The sequence below is a fragment of the Auritidibacter sp. NML120636 genome, from assembly GCF_003185945.1.
In the GTDB taxonomy this organism is placed as follows: domain Bacteria; phylum Actinomycetota; class Actinomycetes; order Actinomycetales; family Micrococcaceae; genus Auritidibacter; species Auritidibacter ignavus.
In genome coordinates this window covers 61,537-77,298 of record NZ_QHLO01000001.1, presented here as the reverse complement: position 1 = coordinate 77,298, position 15,762 = coordinate 61,537, and the positions used below count along the sequence as shown (strand labels likewise).

Here is a 15,762-nt window from a genome sequence, read left to right as displayed (position 1 = left end):
GACCCGCTCGTATAGTCCTCGATTCAGTGGCACCCTACAATCCGACTGACACATACCTTGGGTTGTGGGGTACCACGAGAAAGTTCATCTCAGATGTCAGATTCTCTTCACCAACAGCCCGGTGTAAACCAGGCCGATCCGGACGACCAACTCGTGTCCGACACCTCGCCGCATGGGTCTACCTCAGACAAGACGTTCGCAGATTTCGGCCTGCGCGACGATATGGTCCAGGCCCTCGTTGCCAAGGGGATCGTTTCCCCATTCCCTATTCAGGCCATGACTCTGCCGATTGCTTTGGCAGGCCAGGATATCATCGGTCAAGCTAAGACCGGTACCGGTAAAACGTTGGGATTTGGTCTTCCGGTCCTGGAGCGTGTCATTGGCCCCGATGAGCCTGGTAGCGACTCTCTGCCCTCCCCCGGTGCTCCCCAGGCTCTGGTGATCGTGCCGACTCGCGAACTGGCGACCCAGGTCGGTGAGGACCTCGGATTGGCGGCCTCACGTCGTAGCGTGCGGGTGACGACCATTTACGGTGGTCGAGCTTATGAACCACAAGTTGAAGAACTCAATCGCGGTACAGAAGTCGTTGTTGGAACCCCGGGACGACTCATCGACTTGATGCGTCAGCGTCACCTGAGCTTCGACCATGTGCAGACCGTCGTTCTGGATGAAGCCGACGAAATGCTTGACTTGGGTTTCTTGCCGGATGTTGAAACCTTGTTGCAGGCCGTTCCAAATAAGCGTCAGACCATGCTGTTCTCGGCCACCATGCCGGGTCCGGTGGTGGCGATGGCCCGCCGGTTCATGACGCACCCCACTCATATTCGTGCCGAAGATCCTGACGACACTCAGGCCACCAAAAAGGACATCCGTCAGCTGATCTACCGTGCTCACCATCTGGACAAAGATGAGCTGATCGCGCGGGTACTACAGGCCAGGGAGCGAGGTCGCACGATTATCTTTACTCGTACCAAGCGCGCAGCAGCACGGTTGACCGATGAGCTCACCCGGCGCGGCTTTGCAGCTGGTGCGATCCACGGCGACTTGGGACAGGGCGCGCGCGAGCAAGCTTTACGGGCCTTCCGCAATGAGAAAATCGATGTGCTGGTCGCCACCGATGTCGCTGCCCGCGGTATTGACGTCGATGATGTCACCCACGTGATCAACTTCCAGTGTCCCGAAGATGAAAAGACCTATCTACACCGGATCGGTCGGACCGGTCGGGCCGGGCATAAGGGCACTGCGGTGACACTGGTGGACTGGGAAGACATCCCGCAGTGGAAGCTGATTGCCGCTTCGCTAGGCCTAGACCAAACCGAGCCCATTGAGACCTACTCCGCCTCCCCCCACCTGTTCGAAGACTTGGATATCCCAGAGGGAACCAAAGGAAAACTCCCAAAGTCACAACGCACTCACGCTGGTCTCGACGCCGAAGATCGTGAAGATCTTGGTGGTAAGGATTCTCGATCGCGGTCCCGCAATGGTCGACAGCATCGTCGCGGACGCTCCCGGCGTCGTTCGGCTGGACACCAGCAAGACCAGAGCCAAGAACGGTCTTCCTCGTCGAAGCACAAGGCCCAGGCCAAGAAGGCCTCGGGTTCTTCGCGGAGGCGTCAGCGCACTCGCTGGAAGAACGGTAAAGTGGTTTCCTCGAGAAGGAAACAGAGCACAAACCAGCAGAACAACCGCAATTAGTCGGTGTGCCACAGCACCTGGAGTCCTGAGCTCGCTCGAGGCTCCAGCGCTTTAACCGTTTCTACCGCCGTGGTATATTCACCCAACCGGTTGGGTTTACCGTTGCCGTGAAAGTCCGAAGAACCGGTCGTCAACAAACCATATTTCCTGGCCAGCTGACGAAGCTTATCCCGCCCCTTAGCCGAATTATCGCGGTGGTCAACTTCAACGCCGTCTAGGCCAGCCTCGATCATCTCGGTGAAGGTACGGTCTGATACGGTACGTCCTCGCTTCGCAGCCATCGGGTGTGCGAAGACTGCTACCCCACCTGCTTCTTTAATCAGCTCTACTCCGAGTGCTGGATCAGGAGCATAGTGAGGCACATAGTAGGACGAGTCACTCGATAGCAGGCTGGTAAACGCTGCCGAGCGGTCCGGGACCACGCCGATGTCCACGAGTGCATCGGCGAGATGCGGCCGCCCCACGGTGGCATCGTCGTGGGTATGTTTGAGCACTAACTCCCAGCTCAAGTCCGGATAGTCTCGGGCGATCCGAGCGGTCATTTCTTGGGCTCGAATGATGCGAGCCTCTCGGGCTCGAGCAATTTCAGCTGACAAACCCGCGTGCTGTGGGTCATGCAAATAGCTGAGCACATGAACGCTGATCCCTTCATCGGTCACGCACGATAATTCCATGCCAACCACCAAGCTGATGCTGTGACGCTGCGCGGCTGAGATCGCCTCATCCCATCCTGCCGTGGTGTCGTGATCGGTCAGCGCAAGTCCTTCCAATCCTGCCTCTGCTGCTAAACGCACGACCTCTGCCGGTGGCTGGGTACCATCCGAACAGGTTGAATGCGTGTGCAGATCAAAGGCCATGCTCATAAGTGTAAACGTCATACAACAGACAGGTAACCTCCCCGGCGGGGTGCTGGGGATTCATGAGAGCATGGAACCATGACTGAATCATCCGCTTCTTCTGCACAACATCGTTCTTCGACCTCCCGGGACCAGCTCGACGAGCAACCAGAGCAGGCTCTCTCTCAGCGGGGTGAGAACCGTTCCCGTCGCCCAGAGTCCCAGGCATTTAAAGACTTCATGGGCTCCCAATGGGCTCCGGTCGAGCACCCAGAATTCTCCGCCTATGCGGTGGCCTCTTACGCTGCTACACGCCGAAAAGCGGTCTCGGAGCGGTTCCCGGGTGAACGCCTGATCATTCCGGCCGGCGCCCCGAAAGTCCGATCCAATGACACCGACTACCGGTTCCGGCCTCATTCGGCATTTACGCACCTGACCGGACTCGGTATTGACCACGAGCCCGATGCGGCGTTGGTGATGCAACCGGTTGAGCCGGGTACCGGGGACCAAGGGTCCGGGCACGTTTCGACCCTGTATTTCCGTCCCCTGGCTACCCGGGACTCCGAAGAATTCTATGCCAACGCCAAAATCGGCGAGTTTTGGGTGGGACCTCGACCAACCTTGCGTGAATTAGAAGCTCGCACCGGACTGAAGACCAAGAGTCTCGACGAACTGGAATATGCGGTCACCGTCGATGCCGGAGCCGTGGAGATTGGTGGCACCCGGTTGCGCGTGGTGCGTGGCGCTGACCTGAATATGGAGGCTCTGGTTGACACCTCCCGGATCAACACCGGCGTTGATCTAGAAGCCTCCGACCGACTCGACGCCGAGCTCTCCGAATATCTGTCCGAACTCCGCCTGGTCAAAGACGAATGGGAAATCGGGGAACTTCGTGGCTCCGTGGACGCCACGGCCCGAGGTTTTGACGACATTATTCGGGCGCTACCGGCCGCAAAGCAGGTTCAACGGGGCGAGCGGGTTATCGAGACCGCATTTTTTTCTCGAGCTCGGCTCGAGGGGAATGACCTGGGTTATGACACCATTGCCGCTGCCGGCAACAACGCCACCATCCTGCACTGGATTCGGAACACCGGTCCGATTGTCGACGGGCAGTTGTTGCTGGTAGATGCCGGTGTGGAAGCCGAGTCCCTGTACACCGCTGACATCACCCGCACACTACCGATTAATGGACGGTTCTCCGAGCTTCAGGCCCGGGTCTACAACGCTGTGCTGGCAGCTGCCGATGCGGCTTTCGAGATCGTGCGGCCGGGGATCCGATTCCGTGATGTTCACGATCGTGCCACCGAAGTTCTGGCACAGCACCTGGATGCCTGGGGAATTCTTCCGGTCAGTGTTGACGAGGCTGTCTCCTTGTCCGGACAACAGCATCGCCGTTGGATGCCACACGGGACCAGCCACCACCTGGGGTTAGATGTTCACGATTGTGCGCAGGCGCGTCGCGAGCTTTATATGGACGGCGTGCTGGAACCGGGCATGGTGTTCACCATCGAACCGGGCCTGTATTTCAAAAACGAAGATCTGGCCGTTCCCGCAGAATACCGGGGTCTTGGCATTCGGATCGAGGACGATATTCTCGTAACCGACCAGGGCGCCGAGAACCTCAGTGCCACCATTCCACGCACCGTCGACGAGGTGGAAGCTTGGATGGCATCACTGCTGGGAGAAAACAACCGGCAATAGTTCGGTGCAGGGGATAAGCTAGTGATCCTCCTGCGAAGTCTTGCGACGGGGCTCAGGTTGCTCAGATAGGGAGCTCTGGGTTCCGTCGCTGGCCTTTTTCTCTGATGCCTCGGATGACTCGGATGGCTCCGATGGTGCGGATGGATCAGCGCTGGCATCACCATGGGGTTCTGTTTCGCGTCGGGGTTGAGAGGCGTCATCAATCCGGGCACCGAACTGTGGCCGGCCGTCGGGAAGGTCTGGGAACCCGGACCGGGTGGTGGAGGCCTCCGAGGGCTCCTGGACCGGGGTCTGCGCGGTGGTGGGAGAAGAACCGGTCTGGCCACTTGGCGGTGGTGTTTCGGGGGCGGTGGTACCGGTCGAGCCAGGCTGATGGGCCGGTGTCGGACTGGTTGGCATCGGTTGGGGCCCGATGATTTGTTTGGCTTGGTGAGCAACGGCAAAGTCGCACAGCAAGTCGAAACTCACGGCAGCGAATCGGGGTATGTAGTCGTACTTACCAGCACGTCGACGCAGTGCATGCCCGATGACACCAAAGATCACCCACACACCTACGCCCAAAGCAACCGAGGCTAGAATTTGGAATGGGGCTTGGGCTGGCATCAAGGTCGAGATCAACAGCCCGATAAGCAGGCCAAAAAATGCCCCCTGCAAGGCGGCCCTGCCGACCACGGCAGGATATCCTGAACGATTGCGCAAGGACGTCACCAGGCGCACGTCGCGTCCAACAATATGAAAATGATCCACATTAATACCGGCTTCGACCAACCGGTCGACAACCTTCTGCGCATCGTCAAAGTGACGATAATTTCCCAATAATTGTCCCTGGGGCAGACCTTGGCCGAGGGGGTCGGTAAAACCGGCATTCATAGACATAGTTCTATTCTCCCCATTTTTCAGAAGTGAATCCAAGTCAACGCACATTGTTTGGCTGATAGCGTCGAGTCTAGCCTTGACCTACAGTAGAACTATGTCCAGGAACATCAGCGAACTTGAACAGATTGCCCTGGCTCGTTTACGTCACATCGAGGATCCGGAGATTCGCGTCCCCATTACTGATTTGGGGATGGTGTCTGCGGTGACGGCATCTGTGGACGACACTTCCGGTCAGGCACCCGCATCTGAAGAAGTTCCTGCGCATCACCTTCGCGCCGAGATCCTGCTGACCACGCCCGGGTGTCCGATGCAAGACACGCTACGAGACCAGGTCTTCAACGCCCTGGTCTCCTTGCCCGGGGTGAGTAGCGTCGAGGTAGCTCTACGTCCCATGGACAGCACGCAACGCCGAAAACTCGTTGATTCCCTGCGTTCACGCCATTCCTCGAGTTTAACCGCCGCGAGCGCTGGGGATCCCCACCAGCCACTGGTGCTCACCGTAGCTTCGGGCAAAGGTGGAGTCGGTAAGTCAACGGTAACCGCAAATCTGGCCACCGCGTTGAGCAAGTGTGGCTACCGGGTGGGCTTAATTGATGCCGATATTCACGGTTTTTCCATCCCGCGTTTGCTCTCGATCACGACCCGCCCCACTCGCTTGGAAGAGATGATCTTGCCACCGGTGGCTTATGGAGTCAAAACGATTTCGATTGGGATGTTTCTCGACACCGACCAACCGGTGGCTTGGCGGGGACCGATGCTCCACCGTGCCCTGGAACAGTTCATTGGCGATGTCCATTGGGGCCAGCTCGATGTCCTGCTGGTGGACTTACCACCGGGGACGGGAGACATTGCTATTTCAGTTGCACAGCTACTCCCCCAGGCCCAGCTTCTGGTGGTGACCACACCGCAGTATGCTGCTGCCCATATTGCTGCTCGAGCCGGAGAACTAGCCACCAAAACCCATCAGGCGGTAGCCGGAGTCATTGAGAATATGGGGCCGATGACCCTCCCGGATGGCACCGTGATGGACGTTTTTGGAGCCGGCGGTGGCAAACAGGTTGCCCAGCATCTGGCGGAGCATCTGCACGACCCGGTCGAACTCTTAGGGACAATCCCCCTGGACCCAATTCTTCGCACCGATGCTGACCAAGGTCAGCCCACGATCATTTCTCATCCAGACTCTCCCAGCGGAAGGTCGTTACAGATTATCAGCGAGCGCTTGGTCGAAACCGCCCAAATAGGCTCACCCATGATGAGCTGATCAGCTGGATTTCTGGGTAAAGGTACCGTACAAGTGGCGCCCAAGGCCAGCCCCCACCGAAATGATCCCAATAGCACGGTACCCCCGGTGGGTCTTTGATGCCTCGGAATCTACACGCTGAGTCATAGCATACGTCTAAGGGCCGTCACACGGTTGCACGAGATCTCGCACTCATCAGGGGCGACTGACTTCTTCCTCGCGAGAAATCCGTTGCCGCACGTTGAGTCGCTCTAGCTGGGTCACGTGCTGGGGTCCCAGCTCGTCCACGCTGGTAACCTGTAACAATTGCATAGTCCGGGTCAGCTGTTTAGTGAGGATTTCAAGCATCCGGTCCACCCCGGCCTCACCACCGGCCATCAATCCGTACAACCAAGCGCGACCTACCAGTGTGAAGTCGGCGCCTAACGCGATGGAGGCCACGATATCGGCACCGTGCATAATGCCGGTGTCGATCATGATCTCGGTCTGGGCTCCGACCTCACGAGCGACTGTGGGAAGTAGCTCAAAGGGCACGGGGGCACGGTCTAGTTGCCGTCCGCCGTGGTTCGACAACACGATCCCGTCCACCCCGAAGTCGGCAAGCTTTGTGGCTGCTTCGAGGGTCTGTACGCCCTTGACCACCAATTTTCCGGGCCATAGGTCGCGAATTATGCGCAAATCCTCGTCGTTGATCGAGGGATCGAAGATCGTGTCAATCAGTTCGGAAACGGTACCACCGGTCTTGGTGAGGGAGGCAAATTCCAAAGTCGGAGTGGTCAGGAAATCGAACCACCAGTGGTATTTCGGAATCGCGCCAATGACCGTCATCGGAGTCAGCTGAGGTGGAATCGAAAAACCGTTATAGGTGTCGCGTAGCCGCTGACCGGCCACCGGAGTATCAACGGTGAAGAACAGCGTGTCAAAACCACTCGAGTAAGCACGATGGACCAGGTCGTAGGTGGCATCACGATCTTTCATCACATACAGCTGGAACCAGTTCCGCCCGTTGGGAGCCGCTGCTGCCACATCTTCTATCGAGGTGGTGCCCATCGTGGACAGCGAGAAGGGCACTCCACAGCGGGCTGCCGCACGGGCACCGGCAACTTCTCCCTCAGTCTGCATCATGCGTGAGAACCCTGTCGGGGCAATCCCGAACGGATACGCAGATTTCCCACCGGTGATGGTTGTGGAGGTATCGACCTGGGAGACATCACGCAGAATTCCGGGGTGAAATTCAATGTCTTGGAAAGCTTGACGAGCTCGTTGAATGGACACTTCTGATTCTGCGGCACCGTCGGTATAGTCAAATGGTCCTACCGGCGTATTTTTCTTGGCCAACTCGCGCAGATCCCAGATGGTCAGGGCCTTGTCCAAACGGGCTTTCCTGCGGTTAAGCTGCGGCTTCTTGAATTGCATCAGTTCAGCAAGCTCGTTGATCTTAGGTAGCTGACGTTTGACCATGATGTCTTGTCTCCTTCATGGGACGACACAGAAGCCGTCATTCGGGGTGGCAGGACGTGACGTCGAAACCTTTAGGTGGCTTCGTTATCAAAAGGGGTGGACGGATTTTCGTCGGTATCTTCGGGGTTCTGTGCAGAGGCGACGTCTTCGTCAGAGACAGCCGTCAGACCGGTCGCGGTTCCAGACACCTGTGCATGCTGGATCGAGGCTGGTTGATTCTGAGACGACGATTTCTTGCTGGCCGGCGTCTCCAGTTGGGTGCTGGAGGCTCCGAAATCATCGAGGGGTTCTGCTAGCGCTTCACGGATGATGCGCCGGGGATCGTACTGCCGAGGATCATATTTCGCCCAGTCGATATCATTGAAATCGGTTCCGGTCTCTTCTTTGAAGGAGTTTTTAGCCCCCTCTGCCATCTGGCGGAGCTTCCGAATCCAATCTCGTAACGACCGTGTATATTCTGGGATTTTTTCCGGCCCCAACAGCAGAAGCACGAGCACCACCAGAACGAGGAGCTCGCTACCGTTGATACCGAAAAAATTCATTCTCCTAGCCTAGCTCAGTAGCCAAGCATCAGCAGTGTTTGCGGTGTCATTCTGACGACGAAAACATCTGCGTCAGCCCGTCATCGACACGGTCCAGAACAGAGTCATCGGCTCCTTGGGCGTCAGAAACCAGAGAACGCTGGAACACCGCAATAGTTCGAATCATGCCAGATGCCTCAGATTTGGGGGTGTTGGAATCGACCCGGTACAGAGTCTGATCTGTAGCAAACAGCGCTGTCCAGGACTCGTCGGGGTACACGTGGATCACTGCATCTTCGGCGCTGGGTTCCAGCGGGCTGAGTTGATCCGAATCTAATAAGCTCTCATCGACGGCACAGCCAGACACCCCGTCGCGTTCATCGAGCATCTTGCACTGTCGAACCACCGTTTGGTTCTGCGCATCGATACTGTTGTCGCCGGGCTGATCGCTGAGGGCTCCGGGGGAAGTATAGGTTGTCGAAATGGTTGCCCAACGTTCGCCACGGTTGACCACGGTTGGTCCCTGGGTCATATTCAACTGTCCAAGGCGGGGTACTGACCATCCTGTCGTTCGTAGCTCTGGAACAGAGCTGGTTGCCACTCGCCGGCCGATCATGTCTAAAGGCGCACTCGAGCCAGTCATGGCCGAGGCAGCATCATGTTCGCTTTCGGTTAAGGACCAGGTGTCCAGCGCAGAACGACCACCGGTTGTGGCCGTGCTGTACGATAGTGGAGACACCCGCAGATTGTGGGGCAACAGCTCATCATCTGCTACTTCCGTCGAAGCCTGAGTATTCTGTCCGCCCATAAACCACGCCGTCAGTAATATTCCGGAAGCCACTAAACAGATCACTCCCAGCCCGATCACGACTTTCCACCCGGGAACGCCGTCCTGTGTCTTCAGGCGAGCGACATAGTCCTGCGTGGATGTCTCCGGGCTGGAATCCTCGGGTTCAGCCGACTCAACCTCGAAGACAGTTCGTGAGGGATTGACGCGTTCTTGGGTCTTCGCTGCACGTTCAACCACGTCGAGGGCTAAAGCCCGCTCCCGGCACAGCTCGCGACATTGGGGACAATGCGCCAGATGATGTTGCACTTTCGCCTCGGCGTGTGGTGACAGCGCCCCCTCCAGATACGCATCGATGCGCATCGTCGGGTGAACCGTGAAGTGGGTGAGCGTTTTCGACATTTAGGCACGCCTCTTCTTTCTCTGATGAGAAATCGCGGAGTTGGCCATGGGGCTATTCTCGTGCTGAAATCTGAGAAAACTCTGAACTGAGCCGGCCTCATTTCGGATCTCGGTGGCTCGGAGGACAAAGCCCGTACAATAAGGGGGCAGTGTCTTGGGAATCGTCACGTACCTCTCGTCCGATTCATTGACAACACTCACGAGCGAAGCCAAAGGAGTCTCCCCTCATGAAGGCGCTGAGCCCGCATCAGACCGATAAACACGCCAGCTGGGCTTTTGCAGAAGCCCGCCCTGTCGAGGACGAGGTGATGCTCACAGCGCGTGAACGTTCCGAAGAACTCGGAATCCGGGCCGTGACCGAAGGCACCGCCTCGTTGTTGACTGTTCTCGCGGCCACCAAGGCCCCCCGGACGATAGTAGAGCTAGGTACCGGCGCTGGGGTGTCCGGGTTGTCGTTGATGCGTGGAGCACCACGAGGTGCAGTTCTGACCACATTGGATCCCGACGCTGAGGCTCAACGCAGTGCTCGGGAGAGCTTCGTCGCCGATGGGTACGTTCCTTCGCGAACCCGGTTGATTACCGGTCGCGGTCGCACCGTTTTACCCCGGCTATCAACGGGTGCTTATGACCTGGTCTTTATTGATACCGACCCGCTGGTCTTGGGTTTCCATGTAGAACAGTCCGCCCGACTTTTGCGTCCGGGCGGACTATTGGTGATCAACGACGCCTTTGATGGTGATCGCGTGCCACGTCCTGCGGTCCGTGACCAGACCACCGTAGCCTTACGTCAGGCGGGTAAAACACTGGCTGAACAGACCGATGTCTGGTCGCATTCCACGGTGATTCCCACAGGTTCTGGTGTGTTGATCGCAATCCGCGCTGTAGCTACGCAGGGATGAGATGCTGCTACTTCGCCAGGACCTGCTCCAGGGCGTCTTTGAGCGCTTGAGCTTCTTCGTCGTTGAGTTCCACGACGAGACGGCCTCCCCCGTCAGCAGGGATCCGCATCACGAGTTTGCGGGGCTCCCGGGTTACTTCCAATACACCGTCTCCGGTTCGTGGTTTCATCGCTGCCATACAGTCTCAGTTCCCTTCTAGTTTACTACTCACAGCGCTGGCGACTACTGATCCGACTGGGGAGTTGCCGAGCGTTCGTCGGTAACCGGTACAGTTCCACCCAGCTCAATGATCTTACGGTCGCGTTCGGCCAGAGCCTCAGTTAGTCGATCCAGCACCTGGTCCACTTGATCTGCCCGATATCCTCGCAACGCCGTCGAAAAACGTATCTGGTCAATGTCGTCGGGACGGAGCCGATCAGCCGGCGGGACTAACACCGGTGGAAGGGCCCGCTCGGGTTCGGCCAACGGGCGAACCAGATGGCGAACCTGCGGCTTGGCCAGCGCCAACGCAATCGCAGCAACGGCCACGACCCCCAGTGCAAGGATTTCAATCAAGAACAGATTTACGCCCATGTTCCTAGTATCTCATGAACTCCCCTTGGATATCGCTACCTGATTGTGGGCACGGAGCTGTTCTCGAACTTCATCGACGGTGTCCACTACGCAGAAGAGGTCCAGATCAGTGGGGTCGATCGTTCCCGATCCCACAAGTTGATGCTCCATCCACTCCACCAATGATCCCCAGAATTCGCGTCCCACTAACACGACGGGAAACGCCCTGACCTTTCCGGTTTGAACCAACGTGAGCGCTTCAAAGAGCTCGTCAAGGGTCCCCATTCCGCCCGGTAGCACCACGAATCCCCGGGAATACTTCAAAAACATCAACTTGCGGACGAAGAAATATCGGAAGTTGATCCCAAGGCTCAAGTACTGGTTGAGCCCCTGTTCCCGGGGCAATTCAATGCCGAGCCCGATGGAATCCCCCTCGGCCTGCCAAGCGCCCCGGTTGGCTGCTTCCATCACGCCAGGTCCCCCACCGGTGATCACGGCGTAGCCTTCTTGCACCAGCATCTGGCCGATCTCCATTCCCAACTCATACCCGAGGCTACCTTCGGAGAGGCGAGCGGAGCCAAAGACCGAAATAGCAGGGCCGGTTCCCGCCAACGCCCCGAAACCTTCAACCAGCTCTCCCTGCATACGCAAGACGCGCCAGGCGTCTGAGGACGGCGGATCGATGCTATGCCTGTGGGACGATTTGGCTCCCTCGGATTCGAATAACAACTCGTCAAACGTCGGTTCGTCTCGTCGTTGGTGCCCTAACACCTGGGGGCCACGGCGAACCCGTTGCTGGGACAGTTCATCGTCGGCAGATCCTCGGGAAGAGCAAGTAGTCATGACTGCCACTTTAGCGAGATCTGACATACTTTAACCGTGCCTTTTGATCCGTCCTCATTGAGCCTGCCAACCTCTCAGCCGATGTTACGCTCACCCCACCCTGCTATGTCCTCAGCACAGGCGCTGGCTGCGCTTGGGTCGCTTCTGGCGCTCGTGCTAACTGGTTGTGGCGATCCCGAAGAACCGCTGACTCCAGGCCCAGCCCCAGAGGACAGCGTGGTAGTGGCTGTGGGAGTCGACGCGCCCGGCTTGAGCTCGGGGACAGAGCCATCTAATGTCACCGGTTCCGAAGCGGATTTAGCCTCCCGGTTGGTCACTGAGAAACAGGTCGTGGACGACGAATCAGAACTGTCGTGGGCTCGCTTAGCCCACGCCACCAGCCAGCAGGCTACCTCCATGCTCACCACCGGCGAGGCGGATCTGGTCATCGCGCGCCAACGAGTTCCTGACACCAGCGATGGCGTCCAGTGGGCTGGCCCTTACGCCACGATCTCACCAGCATTAATCACCGCGTCTCAGCCAGTGCCCAACGATAACGCGACACCAACTGCCACGAGCTCTTCCAAGGAATCGGAGCAACTGATTGGTCCGGTCACGATTTCAGATCTGTCCGATCTCAATGACGCCAGTGTGTGTATTGTGGCAGGATCAAGCGCTGACATTGATGATCACCCCGGTCGCGAAATCACGGTCCAGAATACCTACGGTGAGTGCGCCGCCGGGTTGGAATCGGGTCGATACGACGCCGTGGCCGGGGACGACCTGGCCTTGGCTGGCCTGTTTTCTGAGGATGCACTTCCTGCCGAAGCCTATTTTTATTCCTGGGACGAACTGCTCGAGGCCTCGCAGAGCGCTGGAAACGAGGATCCTGTGGATGCACTTCCCGACGAGTTGACTGAGTCGTCGTTCTATTGGGTCGGATTCGCACCGGAGACCACCGGCTGTATCGCAACCACCCAGGCAATCAGTCAGGATCTGACCGACGGAGAGCTCGAATCACTCCTCGACCACTCCGGGTTCCCTGGTGGTTACACTCTCCAACTACCTCAGGCCACTGATATCACCACCGAATACTGCTCAGAAACACCCGATGAGGATGAGCAGAAGTAGCCACGGTCCAACGCGGCTATTGTTCTAGATACACTTCAGGCCGTGCCCTTGACCCGCCATCGAAGTGGGCTACCAAGGAACACGGCCTGAAACAACGCGTCTACCCCTGCGGGACGGTCGCTCCTTACGGAATAACCAGGGTCTGGCCCGGGTAGATCAGCTCCGGATCAGCGATAGTTCCGGAGTTAGCCTGGTAGATGGCTTCCCAACCGCCAGACACCTGGTGTCGCTGTGCGATCTTGCCCAGAGTGTCACCGGCCTGCACGGTGTAGTTTGCCGAACCGGCTGCGTGCTGAGGACCGGAACCAGCCTTTGCGGAGCTGGACGGAGCATCGTAGCCGGTGGACTGGTTAGCGTGCTTGCCAGTCGAAGCCTGCTGGGGCTGCTGCTGAGCCTGCTGAGGCTGTTGCTGAGCCTGCTGCGACTGCTGAGCCTGCTGCTCGGCCTGCTGGGACTGCTGCTGAGTCTGCTGTTGCGAAGAGCTCTGGTTGGACTCGGTCTCGCTGGTAGCCTGACGTGGCTCGGCCTCGCCGGAGGCGCCAATCTTGGCGGAGCAAGCTGGCCATGCACCCCAGCCCTGGCCCTCCAGGACGTTTTCTGCGACGCGGATCTGCTCGGAACGGCTAGCATCAGCCGGGTTACCAGAACCGCCATAGGCTTGCCAGGTGTTCGGGTTGAACTGCAGACCACCGTAGTAGCCGTTGCCGGTGTTGGTGGACCAGTTACCACCGGACTCGCACTCGGCCAGGGCATCCCAGGTTGAATCCGGGGCTGCGGAGGCCGTATCGATCGTACCCAGCAACGGAGCGGCTAGAGCTGCTGCGGCCAGAACGGAGGTCGCAGCGAACTTACCGCGACGCTTCTTCGGCTGGGTAGCGACACGATTCTCAGTAGTGGTGTTCACGGTCTTTGTTTCCTTCCTGCGCCATTTGGCGTTGGGTCTAGGTCTGTTCGAGCACGTGCCTCGAGACGCGGTGTCCTCGCGGCGGACAAGACGTGAACACGGCGGTTCCACCGGCTTGCCCTGTTGTGCTGAACTCGAATGGCCACACTACATGCGATCTAGTCGTTATCAAAATGTGACAATCCACCCCCACCTGCCAAGTTCAGGTAATTCACATAATGCCTTGTGATCGGCTGTCTTCAGCGGATACTCAGCGACTCAGATAGCCAAAATCGAGCCGAATGTGACCAGTTTGTTACACATTCCCTGAGAAAAAGGGGGTCAAATCACAGAAAAATATACCCGGATGCTCAGCATATTTTGATGGTCTACTCAGTTTCGGGATGTCCTAGCCCACGGTGAGATGTGACCGATAACATACAGCCCGGATTAACGAGTAAGCCCCGACTGTCCGGTGCGGTCGAGGCACGGGACAGTCGGGGCCTGACAAAGTATCGCGGAAGATGCCCCTAGGCGCCCGGGTAATGGCGCTCGTCTTCGCCCACGTAGATCTGACGTGGGCGACCGATGCGCTTGACCGGATCCTGCATCATTTCACGCCACTGGGCGATCCAGCCGGGCAAGCGACCTAGCGCAAACAGAACAGTAAACATCCGCTCTGGGAAGCCCATAGCTTTGTAGATCAGACCGGTGTAGAAGTCCACGTTGGGATACAGCTTGCGCTCGATGAAGTAGTCATCAGCCAGGGCCTTTTCTTCCAGGCGCATGGCAATGTCGAGCAACTCGTCATTACCGCCCAGCTTAGACAAGATCTTCTCGGCGGTGGACTTTACGATACGGGCACGCGGGTCGTAGTTCTTGTAGACACGGTGACCGAAGCCCATCAAACGGACGCCGTCTTCTTTGTTCTTGACCTTTTCCATGAACTGCTCAGGGGTAGCCCCAGATGCTTGGATCTCACGCAGCATGTTCAGCACTGCTTCGTTAGCACCCCCGTGCAACGGGCCGAACAGGGCGTTAATACCTGCCGAGACCGAAGCGAAGATATTGGCATTGGCCGAGCCGACCAAACGTACGGTGGAGGTCGAACAGTTTTGCTCGTGATCAGCGTGCAGGATCAAGAGCATGTCCAGAGCGTCGGTCATATCCTGGTCCAGCTCGTAGGGCTCAGCCGGAACGCCAAAGCATAGTCGGAGGAAGTTCTCCACGTAGTTTAGCGAGTTATCCGGGTAGAGCATCGGCTGGCCAATCGCCTTTTTATAGGCGTAAGAGGCAATCACCGGAACTTTCGACATCAAGCGGATGGTGGAGATGTGGACCTGTTCCTCGTCGAAGGGATCCAGTGAATCAGCATAGAAGGTGGACAGTGCTGAAACAGCCGAGGACAGCACGGCCATCGGATGAGCGTCCCGCGGGAAGCCGGAGAAGAAATCCTTGATGTCTTCGTGCAACATCGTATGACGGCGAATATTGTCGTCCCAGGCCTGCAATTGGCTGGCTGAGGGCAGTTCGCCGTAGATCAACAGGTACGAGACTTCCAAAAACGAGGAGTGCTTGGCTAGTTCCTCGATCGGATAGCCCCGGTAGCGCAAAATTCCGTTGTCACCATCGATATAGGTGATCTCTGAGCGGGTATTTGCGGTGTTCATGAATCCAGGATCGTAGGTGACGGTCCCGGTTTCTTTGAGCAACGGTGCGATGTTGATGCCGTTGTTTCCGACGGTCGCCTTCTCGAGGTTGAGCTCGAGGTTGTCAGCGCCGAGATTCAGCGTGGCTTGATCATTCCCACTCATTGGTGCTTCTCCCTCATCAGGTGTGTTTGAGGATCACGATGTGCCACAGACATTGTTGGGCACGACACATTCAACATGTATAACTTACCAACAATGGGTAGAAAATAACGATTCTTACTCCGTCATCTAGGTCATCTTGACC

General features: G+C 57.7%; 15 protein-coding genes. 5 read left to right on the top strand and 10 right to left on the bottom strand.

The window, feature by feature from the left end; all coding sequences use genetic code 11:
* Positions 1-93: 93 nt before the first annotated feature.
* A complete protein-coding gene (locus DCC25_RS00405; RefSeq protein WP_110100223.1) occupies positions 94-1,695 on the top strand; it encodes a DEAD/DEAH box helicase in 1,602 nt (533 codons plus the stop codon).
* Here the strand turns inward: DCC25_RS00405 and DCC25_RS00400 are convergent.
* Positions 1,692-2,552: a PHP domain-containing protein gene (locus tag DCC25_RS00400; protein WP_110098560.1), complete on the bottom strand. Its 861-nt coding sequence runs from the start codon at positions 2,550-2,552 to the stop codon at positions 1,692-1,694. The two genes, DCC25_RS00405 and DCC25_RS00400, sit on opposite strands and share 4 nt — an antisense overlap.
* Positions 2,553-2,630: 78 nt before the next feature.
* On the opposite strand from DCC25_RS00400, the gene DCC25_RS00395 reads away from it, so the two are divergent.
* On the top strand, positions 2,631-4,232 hold the full coding sequence (locus DCC25_RS00395) for an aminopeptidase P family protein (protein WP_110100222.1): 1,602 nt from the start codon (positions 2,631-2,633) through the stop codon (positions 4,230-4,232).
* Between the two features lie 18 nt (positions 4,233-4,250).
* Here DCC25_RS00395 and DCC25_RS00390 read toward each other — a convergent pair whose 3' ends face one another.
* Positions 4,251-5,108, bottom strand: a complete 858-nt coding sequence (locus tag DCC25_RS00390) for a general stress protein (RefSeq protein ID WP_117328622.1) — start codon at positions 5,106-5,108, stop codon at positions 4,251-4,253.
* A 94-nt stretch (positions 5,109-5,202) separates the two neighbouring features.
* Here DCC25_RS00390 and DCC25_RS00385 point away from each other — a divergent pair, with 94 nt between their 5' ends.
* A complete protein-coding gene (locus tag DCC25_RS00385; protein ID WP_110100221.1) occupies positions 5,203-6,369 on the top strand; it encodes an Mrp/NBP35 family ATP-binding protein in 1,167 nt (388 codons plus the stop codon).
* A gap of 174 nt (positions 6,370-6,543) precedes the next feature.
* Here the strand turns inward: DCC25_RS00385 and DCC25_RS00380 are convergent, their stop codons facing one another.
* From DCC25_RS00380 to DCC25_RS00370, 3 genes are all read right to left on the bottom strand, one after another.
* Complete coding sequence (locus DCC25_RS00380; RefSeq protein WP_110098556.1) at positions 6,544-7,809, bottom strand: alpha-hydroxy acid oxidase; 1,266 nt, start codon at positions 7,807-7,809, stop codon at positions 6,544-6,546.
* A 71-nt stretch (positions 7,810-7,880) separates the two neighbouring features.
* Positions 7,881-8,351, bottom strand: a complete 471-nt coding sequence (locus DCC25_RS00375; RefSeq protein ID WP_110100220.1) for a twin-arginine translocase TatA/TatE family subunit — start codon at positions 8,349-8,351, stop codon at positions 7,881-7,883.
* 46 nt (positions 8,352-8,397) lie between these two features.
* Complete coding sequence (locus DCC25_RS00370) at positions 8,398-9,519, bottom strand: zf-HC2 domain-containing protein (protein WP_110100219.1); 1,122 nt, start codon at positions 9,517-9,519, stop codon at positions 8,398-8,400.
* A 227-nt stretch (positions 9,520-9,746) separates the two neighbouring features.
* Here DCC25_RS00370 and DCC25_RS00365 point away from each other — a divergent pair, with 227 nt between their 5' ends.
* Positions 9,747-10,418 (top strand): O-methyltransferase, encoded by a 672-nt coding sequence (locus DCC25_RS00365; protein ID WP_110100218.1) that lies wholly within the window; start codon positions 9,747-9,749, stop codon positions 10,416-10,418.
* Positions 10,419-10,425: 7 nt separating this feature from the next.
* On the opposite strand, the gene DCC25_RS00360 is transcribed toward DCC25_RS00365, so the two are convergent.
* Genes DCC25_RS00360 through DCC25_RS00350 form a run of 3 tightly spaced genes read right to left on the bottom strand, consistent with a single transcriptional unit; the run spans position 10,426 to position 11,813 of the window.
* Positions 10,426-10,596: a DUF3117 domain-containing protein gene (locus tag DCC25_RS00360; RefSeq protein ID WP_110098551.1), complete on the bottom strand. Its 171-nt coding sequence runs from the start codon at positions 10,594-10,596 to the stop codon at positions 10,426-10,428.
* Between the two features lie 44 nt (positions 10,597-10,640).
* Positions 10,641-10,991 (bottom strand): DivIVA domain-containing protein, encoded by a 351-nt coding sequence (locus DCC25_RS00355; protein ID WP_110098550.1) that lies wholly within the window; start codon positions 10,989-10,991, stop codon positions 10,641-10,643.
* 12 nt (positions 10,992-11,003) lie between these two features.
* A complete protein-coding gene (locus DCC25_RS00350; RefSeq protein ID WP_110098682.1) occupies positions 11,004-11,813 on the bottom strand; it encodes a TIGR00730 family Rossman fold protein in 810 nt (269 codons plus the stop codon).
* A 105-nt stretch (positions 11,814-11,918) separates the two neighbouring features.
* Between DCC25_RS00350 and DCC25_RS00345 the strand changes: the two genes are divergently transcribed.
* A complete protein-coding gene (locus DCC25_RS00345; protein WP_110100217.1) occupies positions 11,919-12,923 on the top strand; it encodes a transporter substrate-binding domain-containing protein in 1,005 nt (334 codons plus the stop codon).
* Between the two features lie 124 nt (positions 12,924-13,047).
* On the opposite strand, the gene DCC25_RS00340 is transcribed toward DCC25_RS00345, so the two are convergent.
* Both DCC25_RS00340 and DCC25_RS00335 read right to left on the bottom strand, forming a co-directional pair.
* Complete coding sequence (locus DCC25_RS00340; protein WP_110100216.1) at positions 13,048-13,827, bottom strand: transglycosylase family protein; 780 nt, start codon at positions 13,825-13,827, stop codon at positions 13,048-13,050.
* Positions 13,828-14,336: 509 nt separating this feature from the next.
* Positions 14,337-15,620, bottom strand: coding sequence for a citrate synthase (locus DCC25_RS00335; RefSeq protein ID WP_110098547.1), 1,284 nt, complete (start codon positions 15,618-15,620; stop codon positions 14,337-14,339).
* Positions 15,621-15,762: the final 142 nt, after the last annotated feature.

Excerpts from the sequence above, each read along its gene's own strand:
- DCC25_RS00360 (WP_110098551.1), bottom strand. The coding sequence starts at position 10,596 with ATGGCAGCGATGAAACCACGAACCGGAGACGGTGTATTGGAAGTAACC.
- DCC25_RS00345 (WP_110100217.1), top strand. The coding sequence starts at position 11,919 with ATGTCCTCAGCACAGGCGCTGGCTGCGCTTGGGTCGCTTCTGGCGCTC.
- DCC25_RS00350 (WP_110098682.1), bottom strand. The coding sequence starts at position 11,813 with ATGACTACTTGCTCTTCCCGAGGATCTGCCGACGATGAACTGTCCCAG.
- DCC25_RS00400 (WP_110098560.1), bottom strand. The coding sequence starts at position 2,552 with ATGGCCTTTGATCTGCACACGCATTCAACCTGTTCGGATGGTACCCAG.
- DCC25_RS00335 (WP_110098547.1), bottom strand. The coding sequence starts at position 15,620 with ATGAGTGGGAATGATCAAGCCACGCTGAATCTCGGCGCTGACAACCTC.
- DCC25_RS00365 (WP_110100218.1), top strand. The coding sequence starts at position 9,747 with ATGAAGGCGCTGAGCCCGCATCAGACCGATAAACACGCCAGCTGGGCT.
- DCC25_RS00395 (WP_110100222.1), top strand. The coding sequence starts at position 2,631 with ATGACTGAATCATCCGCTTCTTCTGCACAACATCGTTCTTCGACCTCC.
- DCC25_RS00370 (WP_110100219.1), bottom strand. The coding sequence starts at position 9,519 with ATGTCGAAAACGCTCACCCACTTCACGGTTCACCCGACGATGCGCATC.
- DCC25_RS00355 (WP_110098550.1), bottom strand. The coding sequence starts at position 10,991 with ATGGGCGTAAATCTGTTCTTGATTGAAATCCTTGCACTGGGGGTCGTG.
- DCC25_RS00385 (WP_110100221.1), top strand. The coding sequence starts at position 5,203 with ATGTCCAGGAACATCAGCGAACTTGAACAGATTGCCCTGGCTCGTTTA.
- DCC25_RS00380 (WP_110098556.1), bottom strand. The coding sequence starts at position 7,809 with ATGGTCAAACGTCAGCTACCTAAGATCAACGAGCTTGCTGAACTGATG.
- DCC25_RS00375 (WP_110100220.1), bottom strand. The coding sequence starts at position 8,351 with ATGAATTTTTTCGGTATCAACGGTAGCGAGCTCCTCGTTCTGGTGGTG.
- DCC25_RS00405 (WP_110100223.1), top strand. The coding sequence starts at position 94 with ATGTCAGATTCTCTTCACCAACAGCCCGGTGTAAACCAGGCCGATCCG.
- DCC25_RS00390 (WP_117328622.1), bottom strand. The coding sequence starts at position 5,108 with ATGTCTATGAATGCCGGTTTTACCGACCCCCTCGGCCAAGGTCTGCCC.